This is a genomic window from Paenibacillus sp. KACC 21273 (genome assembly GCF_028736095.1).
Classification (GTDB): domain Bacteria; phylum Bacillota; class Bacilli; order Paenibacillales; family Paenibacillaceae; genus Saccharibacillus; species Saccharibacillus kyungheensis.
This window is the reverse complement of record NZ_CP117876.1, coordinates 2,390,348-2,404,048: the sequence shown is the minus strand read 5'-3', so window position 1 is coordinate 2,404,048 and position 13,701 is coordinate 2,390,348. Positions and strand designations below refer to the sequence as shown.

General features: G+C 38.8%; 13 protein-coding genes. All 13 read right to left on the bottom strand.

The genetic code is table 11. From position 1 onward, the window contains the following. Nucleotides 1-2 precede the first annotated feature (2 nt). The 13 genes from PQ460_RS10845 to PQ460_RS10785 all read right to left on the bottom strand — a co-directional run bounded on the left by PQ460_RS10845 (nucleotide 3) and on the right by PQ460_RS10785 (nucleotide 13,691). Nucleotides 3-2,342 (bottom strand): CARDB domain-containing protein, encoded by a 2,340-nt coding sequence (locus tag PQ460_RS10845; RefSeq protein WP_274172670.1) that lies wholly within the window; start codon nucleotides 2,340-2,342, stop codon nucleotides 3-5. 66 nt (nucleotides 2,343-2,408) lie between these two features. Then, complete coding sequence (locus PQ460_RS10840) at nucleotides 2,409-3,287, bottom strand: copper amine oxidase N-terminal domain-containing protein (protein WP_274172669.1); 879 nt, start codon at nucleotides 3,285-3,287, stop codon at nucleotides 2,409-2,411. Nucleotides 3,288-3,693: 406 nt separating this feature from the next. Then, nucleotides 3,694-4,413 (bottom strand): hypothetical protein, encoded by a 720-nt coding sequence (locus tag PQ460_RS10835; protein WP_274172668.1) that lies wholly within the window; start codon nucleotides 4,411-4,413, stop codon nucleotides 3,694-3,696. A 149-nt stretch (nucleotides 4,414-4,562) separates the two neighbouring features. Further along, entirely contained in the window at nucleotides 4,563-5,867 is a 1,305-nt protein-coding gene (locus PQ460_RS10830) for a PIN-like domain-containing protein (RefSeq protein ID WP_274172667.1), read from the bottom strand. A 201-nt stretch (nucleotides 5,868-6,068) separates the two neighbouring features. Then, a complete protein-coding gene (gene cpaB / locus PQ460_RS10825; protein WP_274172666.1) occupies nucleotides 6,069-6,719 on the bottom strand; it encodes a Flp pilus assembly protein CpaB in 651 nt (216 codons plus the stop codon). A 62-nt stretch (nucleotides 6,720-6,781) separates the two neighbouring features. After that, on the bottom strand, nucleotides 6,782-7,210 hold the full coding sequence (locus tag PQ460_RS10820) for a hypothetical protein (RefSeq protein ID WP_274172665.1): 429 nt from the start codon (nucleotides 7,208-7,210) through the stop codon (nucleotides 6,782-6,784). A 4-nt stretch (nucleotides 7,211-7,214) separates the two neighbouring features. Next, the gene (locus tag PQ460_RS10815; RefSeq protein ID WP_274172664.1) at nucleotides 7,215-7,661 is read right to left on the bottom strand and encodes a hypothetical protein; all 447 of its coding nucleotides are present in this window, start codon (nucleotides 7,659-7,661) and stop codon (nucleotides 7,215-7,217) included. A 19-nt stretch (nucleotides 7,662-7,680) separates the two neighbouring features. Then, nucleotides 7,681-7,962, bottom strand: a complete 282-nt coding sequence (locus PQ460_RS10810; protein ID WP_274172663.1) for a hypothetical protein — start codon at nucleotides 7,960-7,962, stop codon at nucleotides 7,681-7,683. 35 nt (nucleotides 7,963-7,997) lie between these two features. After that, nucleotides 7,998-8,843 (bottom strand): hypothetical protein, encoded by an 846-nt coding sequence (locus tag PQ460_RS10805; RefSeq protein WP_274172662.1) that lies wholly within the window; start codon nucleotides 8,841-8,843, stop codon nucleotides 7,998-8,000. 40 nt (nucleotides 8,844-8,883) lie between these two features. Beyond that, nucleotides 8,884-9,771, bottom strand: coding sequence for a hypothetical protein (locus PQ460_RS10800; RefSeq protein WP_274172661.1), 888 nt, complete (start codon nucleotides 9,769-9,771; stop codon nucleotides 8,884-8,886). Beyond that, on the bottom strand, nucleotides 9,768-11,924 hold the full coding sequence (locus PQ460_RS10795) for an ATPase, T2SS/T4P/T4SS family (protein WP_274172660.1): 2,157 nt from the start codon (nucleotides 11,922-11,924) through the stop codon (nucleotides 9,768-9,770). Before PQ460_RS10795 ends, PQ460_RS10800 begins: the two co-directional genes overlap by 4 nt. A gap of 25 nt (nucleotides 11,925-11,949) precedes the next feature. Beyond that, entirely contained in the window at nucleotides 11,950-13,305 is a 1,356-nt protein-coding gene (locus PQ460_RS10790) for a hypothetical protein (RefSeq protein WP_274172659.1), read from the bottom strand. Then, the gene (locus PQ460_RS10785) at nucleotides 13,302-13,691 is read right to left on the bottom strand and encodes a hypothetical protein (RefSeq protein WP_274172658.1); all 390 of its coding nucleotides are present in this window, start codon (nucleotides 13,689-13,691) and stop codon (nucleotides 13,302-13,304) included. Before PQ460_RS10785 ends, PQ460_RS10790 begins: the two co-directional genes overlap by 4 nt. Between the last annotated feature and the right edge of the window lie 10 nt (nucleotides 13,692-13,701).

Genomic DNA, 13,701 nt, shown 5'->3' with positions numbered 1-13,701 from the left:
GATCATTTAGTATAGACTCGCAAATCTTGGGTGTCATCGTACATACTTCCAAATATCGTTACGACTTTACCAGTACAAACGATCAATCCATTCTTACCGCTCGCATCGGTTGTAATCTTGATCGTGTACTCCCCATCTCTGGTATTTTTATTAATGTACCATTTCCGGTCAACATATTGTTCACCAGTTACTGGAGACACCGCTTTGTGCTTTGGTAGCACCCACGTTGCTTGATCTTGATCTCCAACAATTCTCTCCATATTCACCGTGTCTACTTTTTGACCTCGTGTATTGTAAATCGTTGCTGTAACTTTGGTCGGTCCGTGATAGCTCCCTCCGATCCGACGAGCTGTACCTTTATAGCCTTTCGGTACCTTTGTTTCCCAATCTGTGTCGTAGTTGGTCTTGACAGTTAATTCAAAACCATAGCCTGCCCTTGTAACACTGTTCGGGTCTTTACCATGATCTTGGCTCCACGGGATGATCTCCCAACTGCCTCGTGATTCCCGATCACTGTCCTTCGGATGATCCGGATCAGTCGGAATCCCTTGCTTCGTATTAACCGTTGCCGACAATTTCAGCGATTCCTGATATCTCACCGATTTGTATTTCCAGATTGGTTTCTTATGCTTTCTACCTCGACGATCTTTATAAGTGTCATATCCCGTAATCGTCGGGTACGTCACTGACCAGTTTGCTGATGCTTTATTCCCTTCACAGATTCCAACCTTACCGTCAGCCCCAACAATGATACATGTTCCAATCGCCGTGTTATTGGAATAGTCGATATCGTTTGTCTCTTGCTTTGGATCAACATTGACCATAAGTTGGTGATTTCCTTCGCCTTTACCAGTCCACTGGAAGGAACCTACCGTTGTAACTTGATTCGCTGGAAGTGTTTTTGTGGTTTCATACACAGTTCGCCCGTTATCCGTAAACCGGATCAACACGTCATTTTGTGTCTTTGGCCCGATATTCTTCACCTTGGCTGTAATCTTGGCACGATCTCTATCAGTCATCTTACCTGGATCGACCGTTACAGATTGGGCGACTAAATCTGTATAGTCGCGTGTCCACTCGTCCATAATCGTGTTGTTGTCGTATGCATTATTAGGATACTCGACAGCACAGCTTTCGTGCGATGGGTTGTTGATCGTGACGGCTATCTTAATCTTGTATCTTCCTGCCTGTTCTCCTAACTTTATATTGCCAAAATAATACGAATATTGCTGTCCATTCACCGTTTTTTTCGAGCTACCAGTGTACATGCCCTGCAAGATCTGATCTGCTCCATCTGGTCCTGTAATTGTTACTTTTGCCAGCATCGGGATACCCCGCTCACTGATATAGTCCGATGTCTTGTAATCCTCACCTTTATAATGAAACTTCACCCACAGTTGATTATTGTCTGTAAGCGTAAGCGCATCTGGAATAAAGTCCATATTCAGCAGCTCTTCAATATTGATGGTTTTGATCGCAGTACGCCCATATCCATCCTCTAGGATTACATCAATGTCATTACCGAGATTTTCACGTAGCGTATTCAGATTCGTCACATTCACACTTCCGGTAGCTACATCTTTGTCTGTGGAGATCATTTTTCTGTCCGTAAGTGACATAACCTGCTTCAAATTTGGAAAAGTCCCTTTTTTCGTTGCAACGATACGGATATCACGTTGCGTAAAACCATATGCTTTATAGGATAGTTTGAATCCCTGATTAATACGCGCAAACGACAGTTCCGGCCATTTGGAAGCCGTATAAATGGCTTGTCGTTCAGATTCGCTAATTTTTTTAGTTTGATCAAACTTGTATCCCATCCGTTGAATGATCCCAGCAGTTCGCAAAAAAGATTCTGTTACTTCTAATTTGTAATAGAAAGAATTACCGCTTTTGAATGATTCATCATTTGCATTTTCTGAAAAGGTATTTCTATAGTACTGTAGTTGTTTGCTACTAATATCTTTAGTATTACTTTTAATAAAAGCATCAAATAAATCTTCTAAAGCATTTGAACTTTTATAAACAAGACCAAACCCATTTTCTTTATCGAAATTTGTATCTCCTTCTGCTTTTTTAACATTAAAAACATCGTAGTTTAATATGTTAGTTGTAGATCCGTCTGGATTTTTCACTATACCTTTCCACTGTGCTAATTCCCACGGACGAGTCATTGTATTATCGATATCCAATGCAGGGATAACACCCGTCAATTTTTCTCCTGTTTCTCCATACTGGATCGGAAAATATTTACTTAACATAGGAGAATCAGCAGCATACATTTGTGTTGGAAGAACTAGAAAGAATAAAAATGGTAGAAGAAGTATCAATCTATTTTTCATTGGAAACCTCCATTTTGACAACAAAAAAAGAACCCTTAACTTAAGGTTCTTTTTTTGAATTATTTATTATAGTTTTTGTGCAAGTTTGATGATTTGTTCAATTGTTCCATATGACTCTTTAAGATTCGAATCTTCTACCATAACAATTGCTTTGCTCGTATCTTTATAGCCTGCTTTACTTGCATCTAAGAAAATTGCATAAAACTCAGCCTGTTTAGCAGCACCTGGTACAACTTTTGAAGGATCAACATATTTAAAATATAATACTCTTTCACCTTTTCCTACATTATACGTATATTCGTTTCCAACACTCAAATCTGTTCTGTTTCCAGCAGCCGTGCGGTAATAAGCGGTTGTCCCATTAGGTACAGTAAAAGAAACTTTACCATCAGCTTCTATAAAATTATTAATAAAGAGTTGCTTCGCAAGTGTCGTAAAATTAGGATCGAATTTAAAATTACCTGACTCAGTTGCAGGTGTGGTCGGATTAGTTGGCGTTGAAGTATTATTTCTAGTCGTAATTGTCACTAAACTTTTATTTTGATTCCAATCTACTATAGCTCCCATAGCTTCAGAGACAAAGCGCAGTGGCACCACTGTGCGTCCTTTGATGACTTTTGCTGGCACATCCAACGTGACCAATTTGCTATCGACTGTTACCTTGCTGCTGTTGATCTTGAGTGTGATCGTCTTTCCGGACTGCTCAATTGTTACCGTTTTGTTGGCACTATTGTATTCAACTTTACCACCCAACGATTGGGCAACAAACCTTGTCGGAATCAGTACACGACTATGATCCAAATACGGCTTTTGATCCGGAAACTTCACAGGCGTCTGATTGACTGTTACTTTGATATCCGTAGCAGCTTGCACTGGGGCTGGCTGTAAAATAGTAGCGATTGCCATCATTGTAACAACCACGATAAGTACAAAATTCTTTTTCATGGTATTCACCTCTTTTAATGTAATTAGAAAGTAATATTCACAAAAAATCTATATATCTTTATTTGTAGTATACATCATCCTTTCTAACTTGCTTAATTCAATTTTATTGGTACGTCTCCTCATCCTTTATAAAATACAAAAGCCGGTAATCGTATGAGAACCATACAACTACCGACTATATAAGGATATGAATATAAAATAATATTAAAAAAGCTCTTAGTAATTTACTTTAAACAAAAAATAATGGGGGCTTTTGGACTAACTTCATTATAATGTAAAAAGCAAAATCTAGTAAAAAATTTTGTTCGTACATAATTCATAGAACTGAAATTACACTCACTAAAACAATGAGTTTTAAAAGTATCTAGAATTGAAGTCATATTTTTTATTATAAATCGCTCTATAATTAATTGTGTTTTGAATTTGAAATAAATGAATCAAATAAAGACAATAATTCTTTTTCATTTTCTTTCTCTGTATCTATGCTCTGTTGTGTATTCTCTAATCTCTTTTTGTAATCATTGGAATCTAAGTAGTATTTTAATATTTTCATATCTCTATGCATTCTTTGCTCGTAAAATGTTTTAATAAGCATACTATAATCATTTTTTATCTTTATTACTTCATCTTCAAGCCAATTATCACGATAAAGGATTCCATTTTCTCTAAGACCTCTAACTATCTCAATATTTTGGTATCTTTCTGTATATGGAACAGTTTCAAGCACTCCAAAATATTTTTGAAAAAGATAAATAGGTATGTCTTCAGAATCTTTAAATTTACTTTCCATATATTGTATACTAGTTCCTTTAATAGCTGCGGCCTTTGCTTTAGTTATACTTGAAATTTCATCATATTTAAACGGTCCAACAACATGGCTAACTTCATAACGTGATAATAGAAAAGGTTTATATCCTTCTACACAAACAACAATATAATCCCCATCAATTAAGCTATCTTTGATAAAGAATTTATTAGTTGCTAAACGGAATTCACCGTTTTTGAAAAGATACACGTTACAAGGATAAATGTAATTATTAATTGTTGTAACTGGAGTATAATAGATCATTATATTCCACTTTTTCCGTAATCTTAATTCAAATGTAACTTCATTGTTTAATTTCAATGCAACTTCCCCTTATCAGTTGAGTTTAACGATAGGATAACTTCAAAAAAATTAGTAATTCAAAAATCTAATTTGGTATTTTGTATTTCATTTTGTTAGTATCTATTTCATAAAATAATTACGAAATAAATAGGTATATTCACAAAAGACTATTTCAAATCTCCCATCGGAATTACATCTTCGAAAGCTAATAATAATGAACTTTTAAATACATTATATAAATCTTCCGCGGACAATCCACGATTTAATTGAATAACTACTGTAATAATTTGATCAGAATCATATTGCTCATGATCAGGTAAGATAGACACCGTCTCTATAAAAACTGAAATAAGCGATGGATATAAATAATTCATTAATTCTAATCTATCCATTTTTTTCATTACAGTGAAAAGTAAAGTATAAGCTTGATACAGTGGTTTTTGATGTACCAATACATTTCCAATCAGATTTTGCTTGAAATATCTGTTATTAGCTTTATTATATTTATTTTCTTTAACTGATGATAAATTTTCAATAAGTAGTTTAGAGACATCAGAATCACTAATTTTAAATTTTAAATTTTCAGCTTCTTCAATAGATTCTGACTTAATCTGATCATCAAATTGTTCCTTCACAATGGTCATAAACTGATGTGCCCGATACATATAAAAATCTTGTTCGGCTTCTTTATTCATTTCTCTTATTAACTCATGCCTAGGACCAATCGTCTTTCCTGAAATAATTTGCCACCAATCTTTTTTGTTATCATCCAAAATAAAAACGATTGGTTTTTCTATTTGCTTAGCATGGATGATAATTTGTTTCCATATCACTAAATCACTATATTCAAGTTTATAAATGAGATCATTCCAAACTCTTATACTTCCTCTTTTTTGTTTAACATCTTCATATCCAGGCGGAACTGAATTTTCATATCTTGCATTTCCGATTTCGAAAATTTCATTAAGATCCTTTTGATTGTATGGATTTTCTCCTACCTTATTATCAAATAACTCATTTATTTTATTGTACACTATATCTTCATGAAGTTTAGGATGGGAACTTTTGGCATTATCAATTTGCTCTTTTACTTTTTTTAAGGCTTCCTCAAATTCATTATATATATCTTTCAAATCGATTAATGGATGCCTACTAAAATCATTTAATTTAATTTTCAGACTTTCAACAAATTCTGTATACGAGTTATTAATTTCATTTGATAATTGTTGATAAGAATTGTTTTGTTTCATCATCACATTTAACCGATTATAGTTGTATTCTAATGCCACTTGGTGCGGAATCCATATGCGATCTTTGATTTGTTCAAATATTTGCAAAAGATCGTCGCTAGTACTTTTTGTATATCTATATAAATTTAATAAAACAGTTGTATCAAATACAAAAACGCAATTATCCCATAGTTTCTTTTTGTTACTTTTAGACGGTATGTTAAATTCTTCAAATCCTTTCATATTTCCCCTCACTTTATGTAATTAATATTATTTCTTAATAATAGTATACTTAAGATTAATTGATAAACATAGAATTCTATTTTGTTTTTCAAATTATTATTTATGAGTGACAACTCTAATATTTTTATTTACTTATGAACCAAATGAGAAGAGGAAGAAACTTAAAATTTTATTCTCTTCCTCATTAAAATAAATGTATGATTATCTGGATTGTTCTCCTATTGGTGCTAAATATATCTTTCCATTCTCCTGATACTGCACAATCAAATTACGTTGCTGTTCATTAACACGTAGTACCACGACACCTGGCACCGTCCTACCTCTTTCTGCATCACCACTATTGATGATGCCCCCCTGAGAATCAAGAACCTTTTCAACTTCGATCCCTTTTAGTGTTGGGTCACTACGTACTTCACCTTGATTGTCTCGCCCCTCGTAAGCTACTACATCCACTTTCACACCAGCTCGTACTTCGCCACCAGCAGCGGTCGGCAAATCCACTTTTACACCGATCTGATATTCTCCATGCTTTAGAGCAATACTACTTCCTTTTTGCGATGCACTGGCTGTCGTCAAATGATTCTGCCGAATCACGCTACCTTCGACAAATCCAATAGCAGAGACAAAATTTTGCCCAGTATCCAATTGGGATACGTCCGTTAAAGCATCAGACGGAATATCACTTTTTACTCTTTGTTGGATTTCCGTATTATTCTCATTCAGCTCTTGAAAAGGTAGAATATCCACTTTTGCTACCAATACTGATATCGTAATACGCTGATCTTCAAGTTTTGCTTGTTGCCAGTTGAAACTCAGCAAAAATACAGCTAATGCGAGGATGAATAATATCAATAATCGGGTTACGGGCGTCCACCAACGTTGTAATAATTGTTTCAAAATGATCCTTTCCTCCTTTAGTTATATTGGGTTTCTACTGGAATCCGTCGAACAACCGAGACCTTTTCACTCCAACCCGGTATCAACATTTTTGCCCGCGTGGAAAACTGACATGTCACGATTGTACTTCCGGACGAATTAGTCGTTATGTCTGTGATCAGTTGGCTCTCGTTCATATAATGCCCTTCTAGTTTCTCATCTAATTTCATTTGCGAACGAAAAGAAGCCCGGATCGTACTTCGTAGTACATCCGGGTCCATAATGACTTTCCCTCCATGGCTTGCATCCACTGCTTCTAATGCATGAATGACACCGATATTGATTGCCATTTCTAGGCGATCACCGCCCCGATGATGAATCGTTGTTACAATGATGATACTTCCCACTACTGGCACTACAATCGCAAACAACAAAATTATCGTCCATACTTTAAGCCAACCCATCATGGTTTCAGTCGCCTCCTCGCAACAGTATGCGAGCAGTACCAGGTATGGTCTCATCAATCTTCAATGTCTCGTTCATGATTCCAAGTAGCTTGTACGCCCAAAGGGGATAACTTGACGTATAATGGATAGTTAATGGGTCATAACGTTGTACTAATTTAGGAGTTGCTGCGAAAGTCACTTTACTTGGATCGTGCCCCATCGTTCGGATCATGTCTCGAAATCTCTGTTCGCTTCCGGCATCAGCTCCATTTTGCACTGTCATCACGCCCATTTCTTGTTTGGCCGCATAATTCAAATCGCTCTGATAGATAGACGCTATAATGAAATTAACAATGAATGCAACAATCACAACCCCAAAATAACCAAAGAAAAAGAGACCCATAATATCGGCTGCATTACCACGTTCTTGCCGGAACAAGAAGCTAAGGCGGCGTCGAATGTAGGTGAACATATGGCTTCCCTTCTTTCGATTATGAAATTTGATCCATCCAGCTTTTAGCCTTAGTGAAGCCAGCTGTCACCAGCTCCTTGGCTTGCGGAACGAACATGACGATGAGTACCAGGCCTACAATAATGAGCGCCACAGCCTCAATGGAGATAACGCCTTTTTGAGTCGTAGCAAGAGTGTACATACGCCCAATGATACTTTTATTCAAAGCAGTTACTTTTTGTTTGGAGTAGCCCAGTAAAAAAACCATTATTTGTTTTGCAGATTTCACAAGTAAAGTTGTGTTTTTGAACATTTTCAGCATTATAAAAGCTCCTTTTGTCCTGTACGGACTAGTTTTTAGAATCCATTGACTAGTACAACAATTTTGCTTGCCATTAATACCATAAAAATGACACATATCAGAGCAGCAACACCGAAAAATATATTCAATAAAGCAGGTTTGGCACGGTTCTTTTCTTGTAAGCGCGCACGGCGTAGTGAGCGCATATCCATTTGGATCGATCGCAAAGCACTCTCCGATGCTTCAAATCCCGAATCGCGTACCATCATGATCACAGAGACCAAATTGTAGACAATAGGATGCCGTATACGATCAGCAAATTGCTGTAAGGCTTCATACTCGCCATAAGCAGAGTTTGTAATCAACTCTTTAAGATGACGTGCTAGTGCCGGTTTACACTGCTGACTGACTTCAATCCAAATGCCTTGAAAGCTTTTGCCTGTTTCAAGTGCGATCTCCATTCGATCAAAAAGCAGAGGCAGATCACCCAGAATCAAGCTCTCATTCTTTTTTACTAACGTATCAATATGGCGTATGCCGACCCAAATCATAAAAAATAAGGCTAGTACTGCGATAAGATACATCAGTGGAAGATGACGTACTTGTCCAGCAATCACACAAGTCAAACTAACAAGAATAGACAATAAAAAAAGCCGTGTGAGATACGCTTCCAGCGTGTTGTTCTCACCCAGCTCTTCATATTTTTTTCGTAATTCTTCCGGTATGATACGGTCTATGAAACGGTAGATCATCTTCTGTATTGAGGACTGTGGTTGATGCCGAACACGTTGGAGCGCTTGAAATGCACGTAGCGTTTCTCTATACCTTGAAAATCCCGGCAACGCCAAAGAAGCCAACAAGAAAAACATCGTGGCTACGGACAGTGATATAAGGATACTCATGTTTCGATTTGAACTCCTTTCACGAATGATACGTTATGGATCAGGCATCACGCATATCAAAGCGTGTTAATCGGTTTAAGAACAGGACTGCAAAAAGCGTATTTACACTCAGGGCAGCAAGTAATCCTTGACCCAAAAATGTATTCATACTAAGCGTCATGGCAACCGTGTCTGCCATATTCAGTTCCATCCATTTGAATAGAAATGGCAGGGTCCACAACATCAGATGCAGAGTAATCATATTCCAGCGTTTTCGTTGATTGACCAATTCGACTTCTTGAATATCTAAAATATCCAGCGAAATATCATCAACAGTTTTAGCTATGCTACGCACCATTCGAAAACTATACCCTTCGTTTCGTCCAAGTAGTAGTTTCTCACACAGATCTTCAATGCGTCGAAAAGTCAATTGCTGCTTTAGGTAGTGTAACGCTCGCCCTGGTTCTCCCCGATCAATAGAGATGATTTTTAACATTTCTAAAAAAATAGGTTTGGTGGCTCCATTCATTAACGGCACCGTTATATCCAGTGCATACTCTAAACTTCCACCTTCTTGTAGTTTCGATGTAAGTAGTCGTAAATTGGGAACACAGCTCATCAAAACGCGTCGCTTTCGGCGGTAAATGATATCCTCCATCACCAGCGTAGGAACCACCCACCCAGCAACCACACCAACGATAATCAGTAATATATTCTGCGTCAACCAGACCAGGATTGCCCCTACACCAAGCCCACAAGTGACCATACAACCATAATGAAAAAAAGACCATTCTAGTCCTAACTCTGCACCTCTACGCTTCATAGAGGGCACACCAAACCGGACTTTCCAAAATCGTTTTTTTTCGCCAAAAGATGTGTGTTGAGGTAAGATAAATGAAATACCTCCTACTATGAGAAAAGAAACAATCATTGAGACGATAATGGTCATCCTTCTACCTCCTTATAGGAAATATCTTCTGTCTCAAACCGGCACCAGCGCCGAATCTCCTCTTCTGAAAATTGATCCTGATTATAGATTTTGTCTCGCATCCGATTCGTTTTCAAATATCCTACCTGAATATGTCGCTTCGTATTTCGATCAAAGCGAAAAATGACATTCATGATCGGCTTTTCCACACCTTCATATCGAACCAACTCACCAATGCCCATAATGGGACGCCGACCATCACGCTGACGCTGCAAAAACAAAAATAAATCCAAAGATTGACTGATTTGAGCGGCTGCGGCTGGCGTATTACCACACAGTTGCAAAATACGTGTCGCTCCTTCATCCATGCCGTTTCCGTGTGTAGATGTCCAAACGACGTGTCCGGTATTAGCTGCTTTCAGCATTTCACTCGCACCATCCTCGTCGCGGCTTTCTCCGATCAGAAAGCCCCACGGATTCAAGCGTAGTGTTGTCCGAATCAATCGGCTAGGTGGATAACTTTTCGCTGGATCTTCAACAATCTTGGTCAGCAGTGAGATCAGATTGGGATACTCTAAATATTGTTCTTTACTGCTTAACATGACTTCGGGTGAATCCTCAATACTGATTACTCGTGTTAAACGATCCAAATACAGCAAAAAGCGAATAATCGCGGTTGTTTTCCCCGCATTGGTTCCACCGACCGATACCACACTAGAACCGGCTCGAATAGCAAAAGACAAAAATTCAAGCATTTCGGAAGAAGCCGTACCACTGGCGATATATTCTTCATCCGACAATACCCGCGGTGGAAATTTACGGATAGAAACAATGGGTGATCCCATACTGAGTCCACTTCGGCGTTCCCGATCCGCCACTGCACAAACACGAGTTCCGTGATAGACGGTATCAATGACGGGCTCGTTACTGGTGAGTTGTTTGCCCATCACATTGAGCATCCGGTTGATGATTCGGTACAAATGATCAATATCTTCAAACGCAACATCAGTCACTTGCATGACTTGTCCACTTTTTTCGATCACGATTTGTTTGGGACCGTTAATTTCAATATTCACAACACTGGGATCATCCAATAGCGGTTGCAGTATACCCAGTTCCGTAATTTCCTTTTGTACAAACTGCGTTACGTCTTCTAGGGTACCCGGCAAACTACCTGCTGGAGACATGCGTAACAAATCGGAAATATAAAAGCGAACGCGTTGCCGAGCATCTGCATCCATCAAAGAAGCAACAAAATCGTCCAAATGTTGTTCTTGTAGTTGCTGCCGAATTCGTTCAGCGACAGCGATCCAATCCTTCGTTTGCTTCAGCGTAGAACGTGTCGGTATAATCTCTGGTTCCAGCCCAGAAGAAGCTAGGAAATCCACCGGATGAATGTAACCGATAGGATACTGATCTGATATCGAAGCTTGTACTGCCGGTACGGTATGACGAGATAGCGGCATGTCCTTGATTTTGTTCCAAAGTATTTTAGGGTACACAATTAACGGCTCTTTGAGCGTATGTGCGATTGAACGATTCGTTGTATAAAAAAAGAACTGCTGCGTAGGAAATTGATAATCCTCTGTCAGCCGTTCCATCGTTAATCGATTATACGTCCAATCCCCAATATCTCCGATCATAAGTACATGGATATCCGCTTGTTGCAAGGAAAAAAATGTGGTCGTCATATCCAACTTGCCTTGCGTCACTAGTAAAATCACATCATATTCGTCCAGTGCCTCATTTACAATCCAGCCAGGCAGATCGATCAGTGTTTTTGCATGCTGTACCTGCTTCATTAGAGACTGATCCAGCAGCACATGCGGATTCAGTAATATATAATCGGTTTGGTCTTGCCGAGAAATATAATCGGTCAGCGGTTTTAACTGTTCGCGATCCATATCGAGCAACAATTGATCCATACTCTGGCTGGATGAAAGTTGTCGCAACTCTTTATCCTTCCAAATGGTTGTTGCGAGTCTTGGTAAGCTAAGACAAGGCATTTCCACTACTAGTGTTTTCATCGTGACAAACGATTGGAGTACTGCCATGACACCCCTACTGATATCGTTTAAATTAAAATTTGAAATCGAGATCACTCTGGCGCGCTCAGGTGATTCTTCCGCTAGCTTGCTTTTCTCTGATTGCTCTTTTGGTTTCCACCAGTTCAATCGATAATCCCTCCTTATCATTGGTTTAGAACCAGAATTTCCTACGTGGTTTTAACGTTAATTTATCTTGTAGTAACTGTCCTTTTTCGGTGAAAGGATGCGACAAAACATTCTGGATGACCGAAGCGCAATCTTCTTTTAATAAGGTCTTGCACAGTGTTGCTTCCTCGTCATGAGCATAATTCAGTACGCTATGTGCACGTTTCATCAAGAGTTGAGCATCACTTAATAATGGAACCCAACGAGCCATATCCCATGGCGAAGCTGGAAAAGCTAGGATTGGAATCTCACTACGCATCAACCAGTGCGCTGTTGATTTCATGTTGATAGCACCATGCTCAAGCGCTATCAATACACCTAGATCCATCACAATAACCTCATATTTTCCACTTGTCAGAATTTCCATCAATTTTTGCTCATCGGATGCTGGAAAGAGATCAATTTTTTGTAAACGGATAGGGTTTTTCTTTTCCGATGTAGGTGCCAAATAGCATAAATCAGAATGTTTTTGTAGGTCAGTGATTTCAACAAGAGCTGTTTTATGCGTACGGGAAGCTTCAAATGCTGCTTGTATGGCTGTATGTGTCGTTCCACTTCGTCCAACGATCGCGCCTACAGCAATAACCATCGTCTGTGCTTTCTGCGCTACAAATACAGGTGCTACTGTATCCTCTTGAGATACGGCTACCTTTCTGCTTTCATGTTCAATCGGTACTTCTTCCAGTATTTGTTCATCTTCTTCAGGTAGCGGATAACTTTGTTCTATCATAGGCACAGGAGCAACAGCTCCAGTTTCTGACTCTAGTGGATCTTCCTTTGCTTCGATATCCAACATCTGCTGGTCCTGATCTACCATTTCAGTAGAGGGGCTACTCTTCGATTTACGTCGTAGCCAAGAAGGAAGAGCAGACATTCGATTTCGTGCTTCTTCTTGAAATGACGATTGCCGAATCAATCTAGTATCGTGTTGTGACGAAGGTGTCGTTATATCTAACTTCGGTACATCGGCAATCGTTTTTGGAGTGACAATCCAAGATACTATATCTTCAATATCAAACTTTTCCGTCACATACACATCATAAATCCCGTACATTCCAAGTGCTTTTTGCCAGTCCAAGTCTGGCTCTGGCAAGATGACAATCAGCCGCGTTTGTGGGATACTCATACGAATCTTTTGAAGAAGTGCAGTACTTTCGCGTTTATTCGCGGCTCCTGCCGCCGCATCCAAAATGGCAACATCTGCTTGTAGTTTTCCTGCTTCTGCTGCAATGTAACATTGCTCCAGTGTCACATCTGTTCCCACAATAGTATAATCGCGGTGTTGTAAGGAAGTAGCTAAACGTCCCACGATGGCAGTATGAAAAACCAAATGTAGATTCATGAGGATTCTCCTTTTAGTGTGAATACCCATTGTAGTACTGACATCACGAAATCACTCAATGGATGCCAGTACTGAATAATGCAATAGCCTACAACGGAAAGGAACAAGGTCAAAAATGCAATCGCCATCACCTTTTTGAAAAATAGACCTACCGTTAATAGGATCATAAATACAATCAAGGCGATGGCAATGTATAGCTTGCCACCAGATTGTGCCATATCAAGCAGTTCTTCTCCCTTGTGCTCCAAATTGTCCCCCATTTGTTCCGGATTAAATTGTTCCATCCGTTCCTGAACACTACTTGATGAGGGTGTTGTTGCTTCTGCCCACGACTGAGCAGGCAGCAACAAGAAAAGCAAAAGTACAATGATCGTACACCCTTTCATGGTTTGGCTC

Excerpts from the sequence above, each read along its gene's own strand:
- PQ460_RS10785 (WP_274172658.1), bottom strand. The coding sequence starts at position 13,691 with ATGAAAGGGTGTACGATCATTGTACTTTTGCTTTTCTTGTTGCTGCCT.
- PQ460_RS10790 (WP_274172659.1), bottom strand. The coding sequence starts at position 13,305 with ATGAATCTACATTTGGTTTTTCATACTGCCATCGTGGGACGTTTAGCT.
- PQ460_RS10815 (WP_274172664.1), bottom strand. The coding sequence starts at position 7,661 with ATGTTCACCTACATTCGACGCCGCCTTAGCTTCTTGTTCCGGCAAGAA.
- PQ460_RS10820 (WP_274172665.1), bottom strand. The coding sequence starts at position 7,210 with ATGATGGGTTGGCTTAAAGTATGGACGATAATTTTGTTGTTTGCGATT.
- PQ460_RS10805 (WP_274172662.1), bottom strand. The coding sequence starts at position 8,843 with ATGAGTATCCTTATATCACTGTCCGTAGCCACGATGTTTTTCTTGTTG.
- PQ460_RS10845 (WP_274172670.1), bottom strand. The coding sequence starts at position 2,342 with ATGAAAAATAGATTGATACTTCTTCTACCATTTTTATTCTTTCTAGTT.
- PQ460_RS10830 (WP_274172667.1), bottom strand. The coding sequence starts at position 5,867 with ATGAAAGGATTTGAAGAATTTAACATACCGTCTAAAAGTAACAAAAAG.
- PQ460_RS10810 (WP_274172663.1), bottom strand. The coding sequence starts at position 7,962 with ATGCTGAAAATGTTCAAAAACACAACTTTACTTGTGAAATCTGCAAAA.
- PQ460_RS10800 (WP_274172661.1), bottom strand. The coding sequence starts at position 9,771 with ATGACCATTATCGTCTCAATGATTGTTTCTTTTCTCATAGTAGGAGGT.
- PQ460_RS10840 (WP_274172669.1), bottom strand. The coding sequence starts at position 3,287 with ATGAAAAAGAATTTTGTACTTATCGTGGTTGTTACAATGATGGCAATC.